Source organism: Haloarchaeobius baliensis, assembly GCF_052060055.1.
In the GTDB taxonomy this organism is placed as follows: domain Archaea; phylum Halobacteriota; class Halobacteria; order Halobacteriales; family Natrialbaceae; genus Haloarchaeobius; species Haloarchaeobius baliensis.
In genome coordinates, this window is record NZ_JBPPFR010000001.1 from 85,168 (window position 1) to 106,382 (window position 21,215).

The 21,215-nt window shown below is 68.7% G+C and carries 15 protein-coding genes; 10 read left to right on the forward strand and 5 right to left on the reverse strand.

Annotated elements, in window-relative coordinates; genetic code table 11:
• Positions 1-7: 7 nt before the first annotated feature.
• On the reverse strand, positions 8-1,876 hold the full coding sequence (locus tag ACSG06_RS00460) for an ABC transporter substrate-binding protein (RefSeq protein WP_440988293.1): 1,869 nt from the start codon (positions 1,874-1,876) through the stop codon (positions 8-10).
• A gap of 353 nt (positions 1,877-2,229) precedes the next feature.
• Here ACSG06_RS00460 and ACSG06_RS00465 point away from each other — a divergent pair, with 353 nt between their 5' ends.
• The 7 genes from ACSG06_RS00465 (at position 2,230) to ACSG06_RS00495 (ending at position 13,124) form a co-directional block, all read left to right on the forward strand.
• A complete protein-coding gene (locus ACSG06_RS00465; RefSeq protein WP_440988294.1) occupies positions 2,230-2,394 on the forward strand; it encodes a DUF7556 family protein in 165 nt (54 codons plus the stop codon).
• Positions 2,395-2,493: 99 nt separating this feature from the next.
• Positions 2,494-2,913, forward strand: coding sequence for a PPC domain-containing DNA-binding protein (locus tag ACSG06_RS00470; protein ID WP_440988295.1), 420 nt, complete (start codon positions 2,494-2,496; stop codon positions 2,911-2,913).
• Complete coding sequence (locus ACSG06_RS00475) at positions 2,914-7,065, forward strand: DNA-directed DNA polymerase II large subunit (RefSeq protein ID WP_440988296.1); 4,152 nt, start codon at positions 2,914-2,916, stop codon at positions 7,063-7,065. It abuts the gene before it with no gap.
• 81 nt (positions 7,066-7,146) lie between these two features.
• Positions 7,147-8,001, forward strand: a complete 855-nt coding sequence (locus ACSG06_RS00480) for a CBS domain-containing protein (protein WP_440988297.1) — start codon at positions 7,147-7,149, stop codon at positions 7,999-8,001.
• Positions 7,994-9,724, forward strand: coding sequence for a glycine--tRNA ligase (glyS, locus tag ACSG06_RS00485; RefSeq protein ID WP_440988298.1), 1,731 nt, complete (start codon positions 7,994-7,996; stop codon positions 9,722-9,724). Before ACSG06_RS00480 ends, glyS begins: the two co-directional genes overlap by 8 nt.
• 1 nt (position 9,725) lies before the next feature.
• A complete protein-coding gene (locus ACSG06_RS00490; protein WP_440988299.1) occupies positions 9,726-10,343 on the forward strand; it encodes a dolichol kinase in 618 nt (205 codons plus the stop codon).
• A 324-nt stretch (positions 10,344-10,667) separates the two neighbouring features.
• Entirely contained in the window at positions 10,668-13,124 is a 2,457-nt protein-coding gene (locus ACSG06_RS00495) for a DEAD/DEAH box helicase (RefSeq protein ID WP_440988300.1), read from the forward strand.
• A 17-nt stretch (positions 13,125-13,141) separates the two neighbouring features.
• Here the strand turns inward: ACSG06_RS00495 and ACSG06_RS00500 are convergent, their stop codons facing one another.
• Positions 13,142-13,768, reverse strand: coding sequence for an Sjogren's syndrome/scleroderma autoantigen 1 family protein (locus tag ACSG06_RS00500; protein ID WP_440988301.1), 627 nt, complete (start codon positions 13,766-13,768; stop codon positions 13,142-13,144).
• A gap of 267 nt (positions 13,769-14,035) precedes the next feature.
• Here ACSG06_RS00500 and ACSG06_RS00505 point away from each other — a divergent pair, with 267 nt between their 5' ends.
• The 3 genes from ACSG06_RS00505 to mdh all read left to right on the forward strand — a co-directional run bounded on the left by ACSG06_RS00505 (position 14,036) and on the right by mdh (position 19,148).
• Entirely contained in the window at positions 14,036-17,344 is a 3,309-nt protein-coding gene (locus tag ACSG06_RS00505; protein WP_440988302.1) for a S8 family serine peptidase, read from the forward strand.
• 80 nt (positions 17,345-17,424) lie between these two features.
• Complete coding sequence (locus tag ACSG06_RS00510) at positions 17,425-18,147, forward strand: cohesin domain-containing protein (RefSeq protein WP_440988303.1); 723 nt, start codon at positions 17,425-17,427, stop codon at positions 18,145-18,147.
• An 86-nt stretch (positions 18,148-18,233) separates the two neighbouring features.
• Entirely contained in the window at positions 18,234-19,148 is a 915-nt protein-coding gene (gene mdh / locus ACSG06_RS00515; RefSeq protein WP_440988304.1) for a malate dehydrogenase, read from the forward strand.
• Between the two features lie 9 nt (positions 19,149-19,157).
• On the opposite strand, the gene ACSG06_RS00520 is transcribed toward mdh, so the two are convergent.
• The 3 genes from ACSG06_RS00520 to ACSG06_RS00530 form a co-directional block, all read right to left on the reverse strand.
• A complete protein-coding gene (locus ACSG06_RS00520; RefSeq protein WP_175526335.1) occupies positions 19,158-19,298 on the reverse strand; it encodes a hypothetical protein in 141 nt (46 codons plus the stop codon).
• A 68-nt stretch (positions 19,299-19,366) separates the two neighbouring features.
• The gene (locus tag ACSG06_RS00525) at positions 19,367-20,380 is read right to left on the reverse strand and encodes a Brp/Blh family beta-carotene 15,15'-dioxygenase (RefSeq protein ID WP_440988305.1); all 1,014 of its coding nucleotides are present in this window, start codon (positions 20,378-20,380) and stop codon (positions 19,367-19,369) included.
• The gene (locus ACSG06_RS00530; RefSeq protein WP_440988306.1) at positions 20,371-21,162 is read right to left on the reverse strand and encodes a lycopene cyclase domain-containing protein; all 792 of its coding nucleotides are present in this window, start codon (positions 21,160-21,162) and stop codon (positions 20,371-20,373) included. The genes ACSG06_RS00525 and ACSG06_RS00530 overlap by 10 nt, the downstream gene beginning before the upstream one ends.
• Between the last annotated feature and the right edge of the window lie 53 nt (positions 21,163-21,215).

Genomic DNA, 21,215 nt, shown 5'->3' on the forward strand with positions numbered 1-21,215 from the left:
ACCCGATTTAGCTGCGGTCGTTCAGGTAGACGTTGTTGAGCTTCTGGCGGCTGCCGCCACCGGCGCCCACGCGCGGCATGTCGACCCAGTCGTACGCGAAGCGCTCGTCTGCGCGGTGGTAGGCGGGCAGCAGGATCATGTCGTCCCACATGGCCTCCTCCATCTCTATGTAGGCCTCGTTGCGGATCTGCTGGGCCTCGTCGGTCGGGGCCGGGTTGTTGCTGATGCGGTCCCACGCGTCGGACGCGCGCTGCGGCGCGTCGGTGTCGGAGTCGTCCCAGTCCAGGTAGAAGCCCTGTGCACCGCCCTCCTGGTCGGTGTTCGTGAGCTCCGGCACGACCTGCCCGAGGAAGTTGTCCGGTGCGGGCCAGTCCATGATCCACCCGAGCGAGTAGGCGGCGAGGTTCCCGTTGCGGCCGCGGTTGAGCAGCGTCGAGAACGGCGCCTCCTCCAGCTGGAGGTTGACGTGGGCGTTCGCGAGCTTGTCGCGGAGGATGGTGCCCAGCCCCTGCCAGGTGTCGGACTCGTAGGTGGTCAGGGTGACCTCGTACTGGTTGTTCGGACCGTAGCCAGCGTCCTCCATGACCTGGCGTGCGGACTCGAGGTCGGTCGTGTTGTAGCCGTACGGGTAGGCCTGCTCCGCGTGGTCGTAGTAGGCCGGACCCTGGCCGGGGTAGATGCCCGGCGGCGTGAGGTGGTACGCGGGTGCACCGCGGCCCTTGAAGACCTCGTCGACACCCTCCTGCTGGTCCATCGCGTAGGCCATCGCCTTCCGGGCGGGGGCCTCGACGTTCTTCGCGTTCAGACCGATGTAGAACGAGTTGATGGTCGAGTACTTGAGGTACTGGGCCGTCTCGCCGTTCCGCATCGGGCCGTAGGTACCGATCTCACGACCCTTGGAGTCCGTTTGCTCGACGGAGATGAGGCTCGGGTCGTACTGCGAGGTCGGCATCGACACGAGGTCGGAGTTCTTGTTCTGCCCGTAGTTGTACGCCGCGTCGGGGTCCGTGATGACCTGCCAGTGGACACCGGCAACGTGCGGGACTGGGCCGTGGTAGTCCTCGTTGCGGACGATGTCACACGAGGTGTTGGTCTCCCAGCTCTCGAACACGAACGGACCCGCGCCGATGGGGTTGTTGCGTGCGAAGTCCTCGTACGCCATCTCGCCATCGTAGTCCCCGTGGTCGCCGACGATGCCTTCCGGCACGGCGGAGAACGAGGTGTACGCGAGCATCTCGAGCGTGGACGCGAACGGCTGGTCCAGGCTGAGCTCGAAGGTCTTGTCGTCGACGGCTTCCACACCGAGCGAGCCCCAGACGTAGTTCCCGTCGCTGTCCTCCTCCTGCGTGATGCCCATCGCGTAGGACGTCGTGAAGTACGCACGGCGGCTGTTCGAGGAGCCCGCGAGGCGCTCGAACGAGTAGACGAAGTCCTGTGCGGTGACCTCGTCACCGTTGTGGAACTGCGCGTCCTCCTTGATGTTGAAGGTGTACGTCGTGAAGTCCTCGGAGACCTCGTAGTCGGCGGCGAGGAGGTTCGTGACCTCGATCTCGCCGTTCGGGTAGTTCATCAGCGCGTCGAAGACGTTCTGAATGACGCTCCCGGACGCGGTGTCCGTCGCGGCCACCGGGTCGAGCGTGCTCATCGTCGCGTTGATGAGCTGGAACGTCTTGTCGAGGAGCTCGCGGTCCTCACCCGTCTCTCGGGTGGTCTGCTCGGTCGCGGTCTCCATCGGCTCGGTTTCGGTGTCCTCGGGCGTGTCGGTACCGTCTCCTTCACCGCCACCTCCGAGACATCCCGCGACTGCGACTGCAGAAGCTGTGCCACCGGTCGCCTTCAGGAAGCGACGGCGGTCAATGCTGGTATTGTCTGTCATCCCACGCACCCCTTTTGGGACGATATGGTTAAAATTACCGTTATGGTCTGTGGCTGTTTTACATACCCTAACAGTTAAAAGACCTCCACCACGTCGCACGGTTTCCTCACGAGGTGGATGTCAATTGCTAGCACGGCAATGTTGCTGGTAGGGGAGCATTGAAGTGTTGAATAACGCTGCATTACCTATCAAGCCCGACCGACGGGTGGTCGGCCAGCGGTCGTGTGGTGCTCGATCTGGACTCGTGTACGCGATCTTCAATCGTTTTCTCCACACACGCACCCGCGTGCATCGTCAGTAAACAGGGATGTCGATTCGACGCGTTTATCAGTGGCCATGAGAGAGTGACTCATATGGCAGCATCCGAGCCAGGCTCGTTCCCGGACGAGCACGACGTCGTAGCGTCTGTCGATGGTGAAGGCTCCGCCCAGGAGTACGTCATCGCAGACATCACAGAGGATGGAGCCTGGCTCTCCATGCAAGCGGAGGACGCACCTGACCTCCCGGCCTGGCGATAACGCCGGTCGATTTCTCTCGCGACGCAGCACCGACCAGCCGTCGCTCGGCCCGTGACCGATGACACTACCTTTTTGCCGTCGACCCACCTTCAGGGGGATATGCACTACCGGGAGGTCGCCACCGAGCGGGAGTTCTGCTGTCGGCTGGAGACCGGCGGCGACTGGCGGGGACAGCTCGAGGAGCTGGCCGCCGCCGAGGGCATCGATGCCGCCTGGTTCACCGGCCTCGGTGCGGTCCAGGACGCCGAGGTGTGGTTCTACGATCAGGAGACCTGCGAGTACGATGCCGTCACCTTCGACGAACCGCTCGAGGTCGCCGCCTGCGTCGGCAACGTCGCAGACCTCGACGGCGAGCCGTTCGCACACACCCACGCCGTCCTCTCGCGCCCGAGCGGCGGCGCGCTCGCCGGGCACCTGAACGCCGCGACGGTCTGGGCCGGGGAGCTGTACGTCCGTGCGTTCGAGGAACCGCTGGTCCGCGAGCACGACGAGACCACCGACCTGGACCTCTGGCTATAGATGCGGGAGGCAGACGAGCGCTACTTCGAGCGGATCGAATCGCGTCTCGACGAGGCGTTCGACCTCGCCCAGCGTGCGAAGGCGACCGGGGGCGACCCCGAGCCGGAGGTCGAGATCCCGACCGCCCGCGACATGGCCGACCGCGTCGAGAACATCCTCGGCATCGAGGGCGTCGCCGAACGCGTCCGCGAACTCGAAGGCGAGATGAGCCGCGAGGAGGCGGCCCTGGAGCTCGTCGAGGACTTCGTCGAGGGGAGCGTCGGCGACTACGAGTCCCGCGAGGGGAAGGTCGAGGGCGCGGTCCGGACCGCCGTCGCCCTGCTCACCGAGGGTGTCGTCGCGGCCCCCATCGAGGGCATCGACCGCGTCGAACTGCTGGAGAACGACGACGGCACCGAGTTCATCAACGTCTACTACGCCGGCCCCATCCGCTCGGCGGGCGGGACCGCACAGGCGCTCTCCGTGCTCGTCGCGGACTACGCCCGGGCGCTGCTCGACATCGACCAGTACAAGCCCCGCGGCGACGAGATAGAGCGCTACGCCGAGGAGGTCGCGCTGTACGACAAGGAGACCGGCCTCCAGTACTCGCCGAAGGACAAGGAGACGAAGTTCATCGCGAAGAACATGCCCATCATGCTCGACGGCGAGGCGACCGGCGACGAGGAGGTCTCCGGCTTCCGCGACCTCGAACGCGTCGACACCAATTCCGCCCGTGGCGGGATGTGCCTGGTGCTCGCGGAGGGCATCGCGCTGAAGGCCCCGAAGATCCAGCGCTACACGAAGAACCTCGACGAGGTCGACTGGCCGTGGCTGCAGGACCTCATCGACGGCACGTACTACGACGACGCAGCAGCAGAGGACGACGACGGATCCGAGGACGACGCAGACGGCGACGACGCGAGCGAGGCTGACGCTGGCGACAGCGAGGCCGAGGCAGACGACGGGCCGACCGGCCCGCCCCGCGTCGAGAAGAGCCAGAAGTTCCTGCGGGACCTCATCGCCGGCCGTCCCGTCTTCAGCCACCCCTGCGAGTCCGGCGGCTTCCGGCTGCGCTACGGCCGGGCGCGCAACCACGGCTTCGCGACGGCGGGCGTCCACCCCGCCACGATGCACCTCGTCGACGACTTCCTCGCGACGGGCACGCAGATCAAGACCGAGCGACCCGGGAAGGCTGCCGGCGTCGTGCCCGTCGACTCCATCGAGGGGCCGACGGTCAGGCTCGCCAACGGCGACGTGCGCCGGGTCGACGACCCCGAGGAGGCCCTCGAGATACGCAACGGCGTCGAGCGCATCCTCGACCTCGGCGAGTACCTCGTCAACTACGGGGAGTTCGTCGAGAACAACCACCCGCTCGCCCCCGCCTCCTACACCGTCGAGTGGTGGCGCGGCGAGCTCGCCGACGCCGGCGTGGACGTGCAGGCGCTCCGTGACTCGCCGCACGTCGACCTCGCCGACCCCAGCGCCGAGGAGGCGCTCGACTGGGCCACCGAGTACGACGCGCCGCTGCACCCGGCGTACACCTACGTCTGGCACGACGTCCCCGTCGCCGCCTTCGACGAGCTCGCCGACGCCGTCGCCGACGGCTACGTCGAGGACGGCGTCCTGCACGTCCCGCGCCGGGGCGCGGTGCGCGAGACCGTCGAGACGCTGCTGAAACCGCACCACCAGACCGACGACGAGCTCCTGCTCCGGGACTACGTCCCGTTCCTGCGGAGCCTCGGCATCGACGACGACCTCGAACGCACCTGGCGTCTGGACGACCTCTCAGACCGTGCGCTGACCTGGGGCACCAGCGACGACACGGTCGACGCCGGACAGGTCGCCGACCCCGGGAAGCCCGACGACGACCGGCCGCCCGGCACCAACGCCATCGAGGCCGTCAACGAGGTCGCCCCGTTCACCGTCCGCGAGCGCGCCCCGACCCGCATCGGCAACCGGATGGGCCGCCCCGAGAAGTCCGAGTCCCGCGACCTCTCGCCGGCGGTCCACACCCTGTTCCCCGTCGGCGAGGCCGGCGGCAGCCAGCGCTCCGTCGCCGAGGGCGCGAAACACGCCCCGGACATGCGCTCGACCCCCGGCCGCATCGAGGCCCAGGTCGGCACCCGCGAGTGCACCGGCTGCGGCGAGCAGACGTTCGAGACGCGCTGTCCCGACTGCGGCGAACGGACCGAGCCGTACTACTTCTGCCGCGACTGCGAGCAGGAGCTCGAACCCGACGACGCCGGCCGGGTCCACTGCGACCGCTGCGAGGTCGACGGCACCAGCGTCGAGTTCCACGAGATCGACCTCAAGGCGCAGTACTGGGACGCCATGGACGAGGTCGGCGAGCGCGAGAACTCCTTCGAGATCCTCAAGGGCGTCAAGGGGCTCTCCTCGACGAACAAGACGCCCGAACCCATGGCCAAGGGCGTCCTCCGCGCGAAACACGGCGTCACCGCGTTCAAGGACGGCACCGTCCGCTACGACATGACCGACCTCCCCGTGACCGCCGTCCGCGCCACCGAGCTCGACGTGACCGCCGACCAGCTCCGGTCACTCGGCTACCACACCGACGTCCACGGCGACGAGCTCCGCCACGACGACCAGCTCGTCGAGCTGAAGGTCCAGGACATCGTCCTCTCCGACGGCGCGGCCGAGCACATGCTCAAGACCGCCGACTTCGTCGACGACCTGCTCGAATCCTACTACGGCCTCGAACCGTTCTACGAGATGGACGAGCGCGAGGAGCTCGTCGGCGAGCTCGTCTTCGGGATGGCCCCCCACACCTCCGCCGCGACGGTGGGGCGTGTGGTGGGGTTCACGAGTGCGGCGGTCGGCTACGCGCATCCGTACTTCCACGCGGCGAAGCGCCGGAACTGCTTCCACCCCGAGACGAAGATATGGTTCGAGGACGAGTCGGGGGAGACGCACTACGACGAGATCCGCTCGTTCGTGGAGGAGCGGTTGGACCCCGAATCCGCGGAGGAAGACGACTTCGGGACGCCCGTGCAGGAACTCGACGGTGAGGTATCGGTTCCGTCGCTTGCCGACGACGGCACGCTCGTCCGGAAGCCGGTCGAGGCGGTGTCGAAGCATCGCTCGACGGACCATCTAATCGATATCGAGACCGACGGCGGACGATCGATTACGGTCACTCCAGAACATTCGATGGTCGTCTGGGACGACGGCCCACGGCACGTCGATGCTCGTGAACTGGCGGTCGGTGACGAGATTCCGGTCTCTGCGGTCGACGCGCCCGGCGGTGAATCCGTCGAGACGGCGCTGGCCGTCGACGGCGGTTCCCCGGAGGTGCAGGTGGTAGAACGGGTGCAGATTCGGCGTTCGGATGTCGAACACACGTACTGCCTTACCGTCGCGGACACCCACCGGCTCGTGGCGAACGGGGTACATTCCGGTCAGTGTGACGGCGACGAGGACTGCGTCATGCTCCTGCTCGACGGCCTGCTCAACTTCTCGAAGGCGTTCCTCCCGGACCAGCGGGGCGGGAAGATGGACGCGCCCCTGGTCATGTCCAGCCGCATCGACCCCTCCGAGATCGACGACGAGGCGCACAACATGGACATCATGTGGGAGTACCCCACCGAGTTCTACGAGGCGACCCGCGAGATGGCGGACCCCGAGGAGGTCGAGGACATCATGAAGATCGGGGAGGACACGCTCGGCACGGACCGGGAGTACACCGACTTCGCGCACACGCACGACACGACCAATATCCACATGGGGCCGGCGCTGTCGGCGTACAAGACGCTGGGGTCGATGCAGGACAAGATGGACGCCCAGCTGCACCTCTCGCGGAAGCTCCGGGCGGTCGACGAGACGGACGTGGCCGAGCGCATCATCGAGTACCACTTCCTGCCGGACCTCATCGGCAACCTGCGGGCGTTCTCCAGACAGGAGACGCGCTGTCTGGACTGCGGCGAGAAGTACCGGCGGATGCCCCTGACCGGCGACTGCCGGGAGTGCGGCGGGCGGGTGAACCTCACGGTCCACCAGGGCTCGGTGAACAAGTACATGCAGACGGCGCTGATGGTGGCCGAGGAGTTCGGCTGCCGCGACTACACCGTCCAGCGGCTGGAGAAGCTGGAGAAGGCGCTCTCGTCGGTGTTCGAGGACGACACGAACCGCCAGACCGGCATCGCCGACTTCATGTGAGGTGTTGACACGATTCCGGGCGTGTGACGCCCCAACGAAGAAACAGGGACTTTAAGCGGCTTTTGCACGTATCCCGCCGGTATGAAAGTTGCCGACGCGATGACGCCGCGCTCAGAGTTGGTCACCGTCGAGCTGCCGGGCACCCGCGACGACGTGCTCGAGTATCTCCAGGAGTACGGTTTCTCTTCGGTACCGGTCGTGAAAGAGACGGACGGCGTGGAGGCGTACCGCGGTCTCGTCTCGCGGGACCTGCTCATCGAGCGCCCCGACGAGGACCAGCTGGCGCTGCTGATGGACGAGGACGTCCCGACGACGACCCAGGACACGGACCTCACCGAGGTCGCGCGCCTGATGGCCGAGGAGGGCGCGCGCCGGGTTCCGGTCGTCGACGGCGAGCTCGAGGGCATCGTCACCATCACCGACGTGATCCGCGCCATCGCCCGCGAGAAAGTCGAGACGGACGCGGTCGTCGGCGACGTGGCGACGCGCGACGTGAACACCACCTACACCGGCACGCCGCTGCCGGTCGTCGAGCGCGAGCTCTACTACGCGAACGTCCCCTACGCGGTCGTGCTCGACGACGACGCCGACCCCGCGGGCATGATCACCGAGGTCGACATCGTCGAGGTCGCCCGCATCGTCGAGGGCGAGGAGGACACCGGCGACTCCATCGCGAACCAGGACGATGAGTGGGCCTGGGAGGGCATCAAGGCCGTCGGCGGCCGCTACCTGCCGACCCGGAACGTCGAGGTCCCCGCGACGGCGGTCTCGGAGTTCATGACCGAGGACCTTGTCACGGTCTCGGCGAAGAAGACGGTCGTCGAGGCCGCCCAGCTGATGATCCGACACGACATCGAGCAGGTCCCGATGTTCTCCGGCGAGCCGCTGGTCGGCATCGTCCGGGACATCGACCTGCTGGAGGCGCTGTATGACTGAGACGGCGGACGTCGTCGAACTCGCCAAGCGTCGGGGCTACTTCTTCCAGGCCAGCGGCGCCTACGGCGGTGTCTCCGGCTTCTACACGTTCGGTCCGCAGGGCGCGGCGCTCAAGCGCAACGTCGAGGACGCGTGGCGCGACCGCTTCACCATCCAGGAGGGTAACCTGGAGGTCGACGCGCCGACCATCGCGCCCGAGCCGGTGTTCGAGGCGTCGGGTCACCTCGACGGCTTCGACGACATGCTCGTCGAGTGCCCGGAGTGCGGCGAGAGCCACCGCGCGGACCACATCATCGAGGACAACACGGACATCGAGGAGGCCGAGAGCTACCCCATCCCGCAGGTCGAGGAGCTCATCGCGGAGTACGAGCTCGTCTGTCCGTCCTGCGGTACGGGCCTCGCCGGTCAGGCGGTCACGGCGTTCAACCTGATGTTCGAGACGAGCATCGGTCCCGGCTCCTCGCAGCCGGGCTACCTGCGGCCCGAGACGGCTCAGGGCATCTTCGTGGAGTTCCCGCAGCTGAAGGAGTACGCCCGCAACCAGCTCCCGTTCGGCGTCACGCAGATCGGTCGCGCGTACCGCAACGAGATCTCGCCGCGGAAGTCGCTGCTCCGGGTGCGCGAGTTCACGCAGGCCGAGCTCGAGCTGTTCGTCGACCCGGAGGAGGACGAGCCGGATCTCGACGCGGTGCGGGACGTGACCGCGCCGCTGTACCCGGCCGAGGCGCAGGAGGACCCCGACGGCGAGGCGACCGAGTGGACCATCGGCGAGGCGGTCGACGAGGGCGTCATCGGCGACGAGTGGGTCGCGTACTACCTCGGCGTCGCGAGGGAGTGGTACGAGCGCGTCGGCGTCGACATGGACCGGTTCCGGTTCCGTCAGCACCTGCCGGGCGAGCTCGCTCACTACGCGGCGGACTGCTGGGACGCCGAGGCGGAGATGGACGGCGACTGGAACGAGATCGCCGGCTTCGCCTACCGCGGCGACTACGACCTCTCGAAGCACGCCGAGCACTCGGACGACGACTTCACGCTGTTCAGGCAGTACGACGAGCCGAGGACGGTCGAGCGCGCGACGGTCGACCCGGACATGAGCTACCTCGGCCCCGAGTTCGGCGGCGCGGCGGCCGGCATCGCCGATGCGCTCCAGACGCTCGCCGAGCGCGACCGGACCGCGTTCGACGGTGATGCGGTCACGGTGGAGGTCGACGGCGATGCCTACGACATCCCGACCGAGCACGTGAACTTCAGCGTCGACGAGGTGACCGAATCGGGCGAGCACATCACGCCCCACGTCGTCGAGCCGTCGTTCGGCGTCGACCGCGCGCTGTACACGGTCGTCCACCACGCCTTCCGGCGGGACGAGGTCGAGGGCGAGGAGCGGACCTACCTCGCGCTCGAACCCGAGGTCGCGCCGACGTTCGTCGGTGTCTTCCCGCTCACAGACCAGGACGGCCTGCCCGAGCGTGCCCGTGAGGTGGCACAGGAGCTCCGCGACGCGGGCCTGTCGGTCACCTACGACGACTCCGGCTCCATCGGCCGGCGCTACCGCCGGCAGGACGAGGTCGGCACGCCGTTCTGTGTCACCCTCGACGGCGACCCGCAGGGGACGGCGACCATCCGCGAGCGCGACTCGACGGCACAGACCCGGGTCGACCTCGACGACCTCGTCGAGACGTTGACCGCGCTCCGAACCGGCGAGGCGACGTTCGACGACTACTGAGATGGACGACGAGGTCGCCAGACGGCTGGTCCACGCGAGCGGCGCGGTACTGCCGACCGCGTGGGTCGTCGGCCAGCTCGACGCCGTCCCGGAGCTCCCCTGGCAGGTGGTCCGGTACGTGCTCGTCCTGGGGACCGCAGTCGCCCTCGGACTGGAGGTCGTCCGGCTGTTCATCGGCCTCGACTGGACCATCTTCGAGAAGCTCACCCGCGAGTACGAACAGGAGAACCTCGCGGGGTACGCGCTGTACATCATCGGCGGCACGTTCGCCGGGCTCCTGTTCGTTCCAGCGGTCGCCGTCCCGGCGATGTACATGCTGACCATCGGCGACCCCATCAGCGGGCTGCTCGGCTCCGGCGAGCTCCGGACCGTGAAGCCGCCACGGGTGCTCGGGACGATGTTCCTCGTCTCGCTGGCGTTCGCCGTGCCGTTCCTCCCGGTCGTCGCGGCGGTCGCGGCCGCCGTTGCCGCGACGCTGGCCGACGGCGTCAAGCCCGTGGTCGCGACGTACGTCATCGACGACAACCTCACCATCCCCATCCTCGCGTCGGTGGCCGCGGCGATCGTGCTCGTGGCGACGGGCGAGCCGATCGACGCCGTCGTCACGGGGCTCGCGTAGCGAACACGGCGACGCGTCGCCGCGTGCCCGCTGTTCCCTAGCCATATAGGACGGATCTACTCACCCGAAGCGCGGACACAGTTCGGGTGCATCATGACCACACTCGAACTCATCATCGCGGCCGCGATCGTCCTGCTCGTGCTCGCCGTCGTCGTCGCCATCGTCGGCGACGAGGAGCTGCTCGTCGAGCTCGTCGGCGAGCTCATCGACTGACCCACCGGCGAGTCGGCCCGTCCCGCCGTCGCCCCCTCCGCCGACCCCCTCGTTTCACTTCCACCGTGGTCGGCGAACCCTTAACCGGGACGACGCCCAATCCCGCGGTAGATGGCGACGACGGACAGCGACGGGGAGTCCATCGAGCACCCGCTGCTCACGCCCGGATTCCTCGAACGACGGCTCTACCAGCTCAGACTGGCCGGTACCGCGACCGAGGACCACACCCTCGTCTGTCTGCCGACCGGCCTCGGGAAGACGACGGTCAGCCTGCTGGTCACCGCCCGCCGGCTCGACGAGGTCGGCGGGAAGTCGCTGCTGCTCGCGCCGACGAAGCCCCTCGTCCAGCAGCACGCCGAGTTCTACCGCGAGGCGCTCACCATCCCGGACGACGAGATCGTCGTGTTCACCGGCGACGTGAGCCCGGACGACCGCGCGGCGCTCTGGGAGGACGCCACCATCGTCATCGCGACGCCGCAGGTCGTCGAGAACGACCTCGTCGGCGGCCGCATCTCGCTGCGCGACGTGACCCACATCACGTTCGACGAGTGCCACCGCGCGACCGGCGACTACGCCTACAACTTCATCGCCGAGCGCTACCACGGCGACGCCGCCGACCCGCTCGTCACCGGGATGAGCGCCTCGCCCGGCGGCGACGCCGAGGAGATACGCGAGGTCTGTGAGAACCTCGGCATCCGCGAGGTCGAGGTGATGACCGAGGAGGACGCCGACGTCGACGAGTACACCCACGACACCGAGGTCGAGTGGCAGAAGATACAGCTCCCCGATGAGGTCATCGAGATACGCGACGCGCTCAACGACGTCATCTCGGACCGGCTGGGCAAGCTGAAGGAGCTCGGCGTGACCAGGAAGACGTCGCCGGACCTTTCCGAGCGCGAGATACACGAGATCCAGTCCCAGCTCCGGCAGATGATGGACAACGACCAGTCGGCGGGCTACGAGGGGATGAGCTTCCTCGCGGAGATACGCAAGCTCCGGACCGCGGTCACGTACGTGGAGACGCAGTCGGTCGAGGCGACCTGTCGGTACTTCGAGCGCCAGCAGAACGCCGCCCGGTCGTCGGGCGCGTCGAAGGCCAGCCAGCGCATGGTCTCCGAGCCGAAGGTCGAGGAGGCCATCCGGCGCGCGCACTCGTTCGACGACATCCACCCGAAGTACCGGAAGGCGCGCATCCTGCTCGCGGAGACCCTCGGCATCAAGGACGGCGAGCGCGTCATCGTCTTCACCGAGTCCCGGGACACGGCAGAGGCGCTCACCGACTTCCTCTCGAACCACTTCGAGACGCGCCGGTTCGTCGGGCAGGGCGACAAGGAGGGCTCCGACGGGATGACACAGAAGGAACAGCAGGCGGTGCTGTCGGCGTTCAAGGACGGCGAGTTCGAGGTGCTCGTCTCCACCAGCGTCGCCGAGGAGGGCCTCGACGTCCCCGAGGTCGACCTCGTGCTGTTCTACGAGCCGGTGCCGACGGCCATCCGTTCCATCCAGCGCAAGGGCCGCACCGGTCGCCAGACGGAGGGCCGCGTCGTCGTCCTCATGGCCGAGGACACCCGCGACGAGGCGTACTTCTGGATATCGCGGCGCAAGGAGAAGCAGATGGAGTCCGAGCTGCGCGAGCTCAAAGGCGTCGCCGACGAGGTGGCGGCCGACCTCGACAGCGGCCAGACCAGCCTCGGCGAGTTCGACGCGGGCGACGAGGGCGACGTGCAGCCCGGCCTGCAGGAGTTCGGGGGCGAGGACGACGAAGATGGGTCAGCGACGGCCGACTCGTCGGATGCCGTCGACGAAGGTGAGTCGGACGACGACGCCACCGTCGAGGACGACGACTCCGCCGAGGCCGCCGAGAGCGACGGCGTCGTCGTCACGCCGGACTCCGATCCGGACGACGACGTCGCCGAGATCGTCATCGACCAGCGAGAGATGGACTCGGCCATCCCCCGCGAGCTCTCCACGCGCGACGACGTGGAGACCCGGCTGGAGACCCTCGAAGTGGGCGACTACGTGCTCTCGGACCGCGTCGCCGTCGAGCGGAAGTCCGTCTCGGACTTCCTCGACACGCTCACCGGGAGCGACCGGTCGCTGTTCGAACAGCTCAGGGACCTCTCGCGGCACTACGCCCGACCCGTCCTCGTCATCGAGGGGACGGACAGCCTCGTCGGCACGCGGGACATCCACCCGAACGCGGTCCGTGGCGCGCTCGCGTCGCTCGCGGTCGACTTCGGCGTGAGCGTCCTCCGCACCGAGAGCGAGGCGGACACCCGCGACCTGCTCGCGGTCATCGCCGGCCGGGAGCAGTCGAAGAACGACCGCGAGGTCTCCGTCCACGGCGAGAAGGCGAAGAAGACGCTCACCGAGCAGCAGGAGTACGTCGTCGGGGCCATCGCGGACATCGGCCCGGTGACGGCGCGGTCGCTGCTCGCGCACTTCGGGACCGTGGAGGACGCGCTGTCGGCGACGGAGGAGGAGCTGCTCGAGGTCGACGGCGTCGGGTCGGTCACCGCAGAACGGATCCGCGAGGTCGTCGGGAGCCAGTACGAGCCGGGACGGTAGCGACCACAGTTCGTGTCTCAGCGACCGCGGAGCGCCGCCAGCGTCTCGGTCGCCTCCCGCACGGTCTGGAGGGACTCGCGTGCGCGCTCCGGGTCGTCGGTGTTCGCGGCGGCCTCGCTGAACCGCCGGATGGTCTCCTCGATGGCGGCGGTCGCGTCGTCGAACTCGGCGGTGCCGGCGGGTCGACTGGTCGCCGGCGCGGGTCGGTCGCCACGGCGGTCGGTTGCGTGCGTCCGGTCGCGACGCTCCTGGTTCTGCGAGGGGGTCTCCGCGTCGGTCACGGGCCGCTCCGCCGTCCGCGATGGCGAGGGACGGTGCGCGCGCACCGACTGCTCCGGGGTCGGCTCGTCGTCGGTATCGTCCCGTTCGGGCGACGCCTCAGTCGTCGTCTCGGACTCGGGTTCGGTGGCGGGCTGTTGCTGCTGGGCGGCGGCCTGCCCGGCGCTCTGGCAGGTCGGACAGAACTCCTGGCCGTTCTGGCGGAAGAGGGGGTCGCCACAGCGGTCGCAGTGTCTGTTCGTCATCGTCGCGCCCTTCAGCAGGAGCTCGCTCATCCGGCGTGTCTGCTCGCGCTCTTGCTCCTCGTCGGCGAACTGCTCGCGCAGCTTCTCTCGTTCGGCCTCCTTGTCGAACTCCTCGCTCATGGTTGGTGGAACGCGTGCGAGGTCGAAAAGGGTACTGCCATCGACTCGTCGGAAGAACCAGCGTCTCGTCGTTCGTGGGTCGACCCTGTCCGAGGTTTTGGTAGTCGGGGTGGTGGCCGCCTCTTGGGGTGGAGAATTTAGATTCGCTCCTGTAGTATTTCCATATCCAAAATTCGTAAATTCAGGACTGGTTCTACAAAATATTTAAGTCGTAGTGGGGGAACCATTCTCTCGCACTGGGAAGCGGTGCGAGAGATGATATCAACCATGACGAGACCACGAGTTCTCGCGGTCCTGTTCGTCTGCATGCTGTCGCTGTCGATGGTTGCGCCTGCGGTGGGGGCGACGGCGGCGAAGGCGGCGACACCGGCGACGTCGTCGTCGGCAGCAGCGACGGACACGACCGCGGTCAGTACCGATGCAGTCGACCCGAGCGAGCGAATACACAGCTCCCTCCAGAACGCTGAGGGCACGAAGCAGGTCATCGTCCGCCTGCGCGACGCCGACATCAGCGAGGGGATGACCCAGCAACAGGTCGTCTCCCGGCTCCAGCGCCAGGCAGACCGCACGCAGGAGCGTATCCTCCAGTTCGCGGCGGCCCGCGAGGGCGTCACGGTGGAGAACCGCTTCTGGATCACCAACGCCGTCCTGCTCCGTGTCGACACCGACGAGGTGGCGCTCACGGAGATCGCCGGCATGTCCGCCGTCGAGGAGGTCCACGCGAACTTCGACGTGCAGGCGCCCGACCCGCGGGAGGCCGCTTCGGCACCGCGGGCGAGCGCGACGTCGAACTACAACACCACGTACGGCCTGGACCAGGTCAACGCGACCGAGGTCTGGAGCGAGTACGGCACCCAGGGCGAGGGCGTCACGGTGGCCGTGCTCGACACGGGTATCGACGCCACGCACCCGGACATCGACCTCTACAGCGAGGACCCCGGCAACGCGACCTACCCCGGTGGGTGGGCCGAGTTCGACGGCAACGGTGAGATGATCCCGGGGAGCGAGCCCTACGACGACAACGGTCACGGCACGCACACGTCCGGGACCGTCGCGGGCGGCGACGCCAGCGGCGAGCACATCGGCGTCGCACCCAACGCCACGCTCATCCACGGCGGCGTCCTCACTCCCGAGGGCGGCACGTTCTCCTCCATTATCGCGGGGATGGAGTGGGCCATCCAGGAGGATGCGGACGTCATCAGCATGAGCCTCGGCTGCATCGTCGGTGACACCGCCTGCTACACCGACGCGACCATCGAGCCGGTCCAGAACGCCGAGGCGGCGGGCACCGTCGTCATCGCCTCCGCCGGCAACGACGGCGAGGGCTTCAGCAGCTCGCCCGGTAACGTCTACGACGCCGTCTCCATCGGCGCGTCCAACGAGAACTACGGCATCGCGACGTTCTCCAGCGGGATGGTCGTGAACACGAGCCAGGCGTGGGGCGACGCCGCCCCCGAGCACTGGCCCGACGAGTACGTCGTGCCGGACGTCTCCGCGCCCGGCGTCGCCGTCAAGAGCTCCGTGCCCGGCGGCTCCTACGACGAGTACTCCGGTACCTCGATGGCCGCGCCGCACGTCGCGGGCGTCGTCGCACTGATGGAGTCCGCGGCCGGTCCCGGGCAGCTCAGCAACGGCCAGATCCGGACCGCGCTGCGCGAGACCGCCTGGAAGCCCGACGGCGAGCCCGCCGCGAACGACACCCGCTACGGCTCCGGGCTCGTCGACGCGAAGGCCGCCGTCGACATGGTCGCCCTCGAACAGGGCGTCACCGGAACGGTCACCGATGCCGACGGCAACCCCATCGCGGGGGCGACCGTCTCCATCGACGGTGTCAGCTCCACCACGACCAACGCCAGCGGTGGCTACTCCATCGTCGCACAGAACGGCACGTACAACGTGACGGCGTTCGGGTTCGGCTACACGGGCTCGACCCAGACCGTCACGGTCGACGGCGACTACGTCACGCAGGACTTCTCGCTCTCGCCGATGCTCGACGTCAACCGCCCCGAGGGGCAACGCGATGTCGCGGAGGGTGGCGAGAACGTCTCCGTGACGCTCGAGACCGCGAACCTCGAGTCGTACAGCGCGGAGCTCGCGGACGGCTACAGCGAGGAGAACGCCACGCTCTACGTCAACGGTGAGCAGACCGAGTTCGGTTCGCCGGTCACCTTCGACGAGCCCAGCGACGTGACGCTGACCGTGACCGTCCGCACGACGGCTGACACCAGCGGTGAACTCAGCATCGACCACACGTTCGAGGGGCTCGGTACCACAGCCGGCGCGACCACCGGCCCGACCGCCGTCTACGAGGACGTCACCGAGGTCGGCATCGTCGAGGACGCCGGTTCCTACGGTGGCGACATCGCCGGCACGCTCGGCGAGTACCTCCCCGAGAACTACCGCACGACGGTGGTCGACGCGCCGACGGCCGTCGCGAACGTCGACAGCTACGACACCCTCGTCGTCCAGAACCTCGCGTCCGAGAACGCAGGCGCGTTCACCAACGCGACCGCGGACGCCTCGACCGGCGTCGTCTACCTCGACAACTGGGGCGGTCAGAGCAACGCCATCCCGGCTCGCTCGGCCGCCATCGGCGACCCGGCGAACACCAGCTTCGCCTACGGTGACGGGCTCGTCACCTACAACGTGACGGGGTCGCACCCGATCCTCGAGGGCGTCGCCGCACCCGGTGAGAGCGTCCAGCTCCACACCGCGACGACGTTCAACGACCACTCGTGGTTCGCCGGCACCGACGCGCAGGTGCTCGCGGACCTCGAGACCGCGGACGCCGGCGTGAAAGGTGCCGGCCTCGCCGTCGACGCAGAGCGCCGCGACGTCCTCGCGTCCACGCTCGGCCGCGAGACGTACGTCACGGACGAGCAGTTCACCGACGAGGCCGACCAGATCCTCGCGAACTCGGTGCAGTGGGCCGCCGGCGGCGTCGCCGCCGAGCCCGATGGGACGGTCGACGTGACCGAGACGACGGTCCAGCCCGGCAGCAGCGCGACCGTGACGGTCCACAGCGAGGACCTCTCGGACGTCGCCGGCTACCAGGCCAAGCTCACGTTCAACGCGAGCCGGCTGCAGGTCACCGACGTCAGCGGCGTCGACATGGCCGACCCCGTCGTCGACATCGACAACGAGAACGGCGTCGTCTACATGGCGCAGGCCCAGGCCAGCGGCGTCGACGCACCCGAGTTCGTCGACGTCGAGTTCGACGTCCTCATGGACGACCACGGCCAGTCCGCCAGCGTCGAGTGGGTCACCGAGGACTCCCTCGTCACCGACACGAACGGCACCGCGCTGGACGTCGAGTACACGCCCGGTGCGGTCGAGACCGCGGCCTGCATGGCTGGCGACGTGAACCAGGACGGGTCGCTCACCGTGCAGGACGCGACGCTCGTCCAGCAGTACATCGTCGGCCAGGAGCCCGACAACTTCGAGGCGTCCTGTGCCGACCTCAACGGCGACGGTCAGGTCACCTCCGCCGACGTCACCCTCATCCTCGAGGAGATCGTCGGCAGCAACGTCGTCGCACCCGCCGCGACCGACGGCGACCTCGCCACAACCGCGTAACGCCAGCTGACCGCCGCGACCTTTTTTCGCAGGCATCGACCTGTACGTTTATTTCGTTCCGGCAGAAACACCGTGTAACGATGTCATCGAAACGCCATGCGTCGGGGCTCGTCGTGCTGGTTGCCCTGGCGACGGTCTGCGGGGCGCTCGCACCGGGCGTCGTCGCGGCCGAGGAGCAGTCGGAGGCAACGATAACGGTCGGCGACGCGAGCGCCGCGCCGGGGGAGACGGTGACCGTGCCGGTCGCCGTCGAGGGGGAGAACATCGCGGGCTACCAGGCGAACCTCACGTGGGACCCGTCGGTCCTGCGGTTCGAGTCCGTCGAAGGCGCCGACCTCTCCGACCCCGTGAAGAACGCGAACGAGGGCTGGGTGTTCATGACCCAGTCGCAGTCCAGCGGGACCAGCTCGCCGACGGTCGCACGCGTGACGTTCACCGTCGTCGGCGACGGCGGCGACGAGACGGAACTCGCGTTCGTCGACGCCGACACCTCCGCGAACGACGAGTCGAGCCAGCTGGAGACCGCGGTGGCGGGAGGCACCGTCACCGTCTCCGGCGGCAGCGCACAGGTCGACGCGGACGGTGGCGACGATGCCGCCTCCGGGGACGACGGCGGGACGGCCCCCGGGACGAGCAGCGGTGACGACGGCGGCGACGGTGGAGGCGCGGATACGAGCGCCGGGACGGGTGGCGACGGCGGTTCGGGCGGGCTCTCGCCCACGCTCGTCGCTGGCGGCGTCGGTGGCGCGGCCGTCGTGCTCGGGGCGGGCTACGTGCTCGGCCAGCGCAGCGGCGGCGAGTGACCGGCGCGACGAGCAGTCCCGGAGCGGTCGCCAGAGGTGCCGACTTCGACACGTTTAACCGGGAATCGGGAGCAGTTTCGAGTGTTATGGCGAAAGTTAGCGTAGTCGGTGCGGCCGGCACCGTCGGGGCCGCCGCAGGCTACAACCTCGCGCTTCGTGACGTGGTCGACGAGCTCGTCTTCGTGGACATCCCGGACCAGGAGGACGTGACGGTCGGACAGGCCGCGGACACCAACCACGGTATCGCCTACGACTCGAACACGTCGGTCCGGCAGGGCACGTACGCCGACACGGCGGGTTCGGACGTCGTCGTCATCACGGCGGGCATCCCGCGCCAGCCCGGCCAGACCCGCATCGACCTCGCGGGCGACAACGCGCCCATCATGGAGGACATCGGCTCCTCGCTCGCCGAGCACAACGACGACTTCATCACGGTGACGACCTCGAACCCGGTCGACCTGCTCAACCGCCACCTGTACGAGGCCGGCGACCGCGACCGGAACAAGGTCATCGGCTTCGGCGGCCGCCTGGACTCCGCGCGCTTCCGCTACGTGCTCTCCGAGCGCTTCGACACGCAGGTCCAGAACGTCGAGGCGACCATCCTGGGCGAGCACGGCGACGCGCAGGTCCCCGTCTTCTCGAAGGTCCGCGTCGACGGTGCGGACCCCGAGTTCAGCGACGACGAGAAGGAGGAGATCCTCGGCGACCTCAAGGAGTCCGCGATGAACGTCATCGAGCGCAAGGGCGCGACCGAGTGGGGCCCGGCGACGGGCGTCGCCCACATGGTCGAGGCCATCCTGCGCGACACCGGCGAGGTGCTCCCGGCGTCGGTCAAGCTCCAGGGCGAGTTCGGCCACGACGACGTGGGCCTCGGCGTCCCCGTCAAGCTCGGCAGTGACGGCGTCGAGGAGGTCGTCGAGTGGGACCTCTCCGAGTTCGAGCGCGACCAGCTCGGCGAGGCGGCCGACAAGCTCTCCGAACAGTACGAGAAGATCGCGTAACCCGGTTTCTTACGTCGGTTCGTCGCCGTCGCGCTGCGACGGCGGCCCGGCGACTTCGATCCGTGCGGAACGTGCCTGTGCCTCCGATACCCGAACGTCGAGCAGTTCCGCCCACTCGCGGAGACGAGCGGTGTAGTCGTCGGTCGACATGGTTATGGGATGCATCGACAGCGATAATCATAACTGTTGTCCCGGGACGGACAGGGTCGTCGGGTCGGTCAGGCACCGCCCCAGACGCCCTGGGCCCGGTCGAGCGCGGTGACGACGACGACGTGCGGGAGGGTGAGCACGGCGAGCAGCACCAGGTAGGCCGCGACGGCACCCTCGACGCCGGCCGGCGTCTGCGGCACCGTGACCCAGACGAGGGCGAGGACGACGAGCGCACCCAGGGTGTTCGGCGCGGCGTCGCGGGCGTAGCGTCGGACCGCGGTCAGGCTGTCGCCGCGGGCGAGCGCGTCGACCGCCGGGTCGTCGAGCAGCACCGTGCGGACGACGTGGCGCAGCGAGTGCCACAGCGTGAAGTAGAGCCCGATGGCGAGCAGCGGCGGGACTACCGAGAAGAAGGCGGCGAGCAGGCCGGTCTCGGCAGCGTCGAGCCACCACGTCTCCGGGTCGACCCGGTAGCCGACGGCGAGCGTCGCCGCGAACAGGACAGCGAGACCGACGGTGAGGACGGCGCGTGCGGTCGGCGTGAACGCCCACGCGACCGCGCCGGAACCGGCACCGAACAGGCCGACGGTCCACGCGAGCACCTGTTCGTAGATCCCGGGGAAGGCGACGAGCGGGACGAGCATCGGCAGCGAGCCCCGCGTCGCGACGAGCAACGCGGTGTGGCGGCGCGAGCCGGGGTACCGCCCGTCCGAGCGCTCGTGCAGCACGTAGCAGTCGCCCTGCCCCCAGTGGACGAGCGTGAGAGCGACGAAGAAGACGAACGAGGCGACGGGCACGACGAACCACGCGAGGAGGTACGCGCCGCCGAGGACGAGGTAGACGGCAGCGACGAAGCGGTACGCCCTGTCGGAGAGCCCGCTGTGGGCGGCGACGACGTGGTCGGTCGCGCCGTGGGGGAGCCCGAGGACGAGGACGCTGGCGACGAGTGGCACCGCCGCGAGCGTGGGCGACACCTGCGCGCCGAGCGCGAACGCGCCGGCGACCCCGGCGAGGACGAGCCAGACGGGGCCGAACAGCACGTCGACGGTCCGCCGTCGGGCGGCCGCGTGGCTCACCGCCATCGCGCGACCACCCGGTGGAAGAGGACGATGCCCTGGACGACGAGCAGGTTCGTCACGAGGAAGAACGTCATCTCCTCGACCGGGAGCCCGAACAGGCCGACGCCGACGGTGTGGGTCGGCGAGATGACCCAGATACCCAGTCGGATGGCGAGCCAGTCCGCGGCCCAGAGGTAGACCGTTGGCACCGCGACGAGCACGGCCAGCCGCCGCCGGATGGTCCAGAGGAACCCCCCGCCGATGGCCCACTGCAGGGCGAGCACCGGCGCGGCCCACGCGAGGATGGCCCCGAGGTAGAACGCCTCCCCGGAGACGGCCGCCCAGAGACCGGCGGCAGCGACGGCGAGCCACCCGAGCGCGCCGCCGACGCGGGGGGCCGCCATCGTCGCCGTCTCGTGGGGGACGGGCGTGGTGACGTAGCCGCCGTCGGTGGTCACGTCGGTGGTGGGGGTGTCCCCGACCCCGGCCGCACGCCCGGCGTCGGCCCAGCCGCGGTGGTAGCACCAGCGCGCGGCGAGGACGGGCTGGAGGGCGATGAACAGGTACTCCTCGACGGGCGCCAGCCAGATGCGGAACGTGACGGCCCCCTCACCGTACCACCAGACGCCCTGCCCGATGAGGTAGTTGTCCCAGGGTATCGTGTACACGAGCGCCGCCGCGACCATCAGTCCGGTGGCGACCGCGGCGTGGCGGCGCCGCTCGCGCCGACCCCTGCGGACCAGCACCGCGATGGGGACGACCACGAACACGACGAGGAACGCGGCGTACGACGGGATGCCGGTCATCGAGGGGATGTATGGGATACGTGCAGCGATGTCTCGGTGTCTGTGCGAGGGTG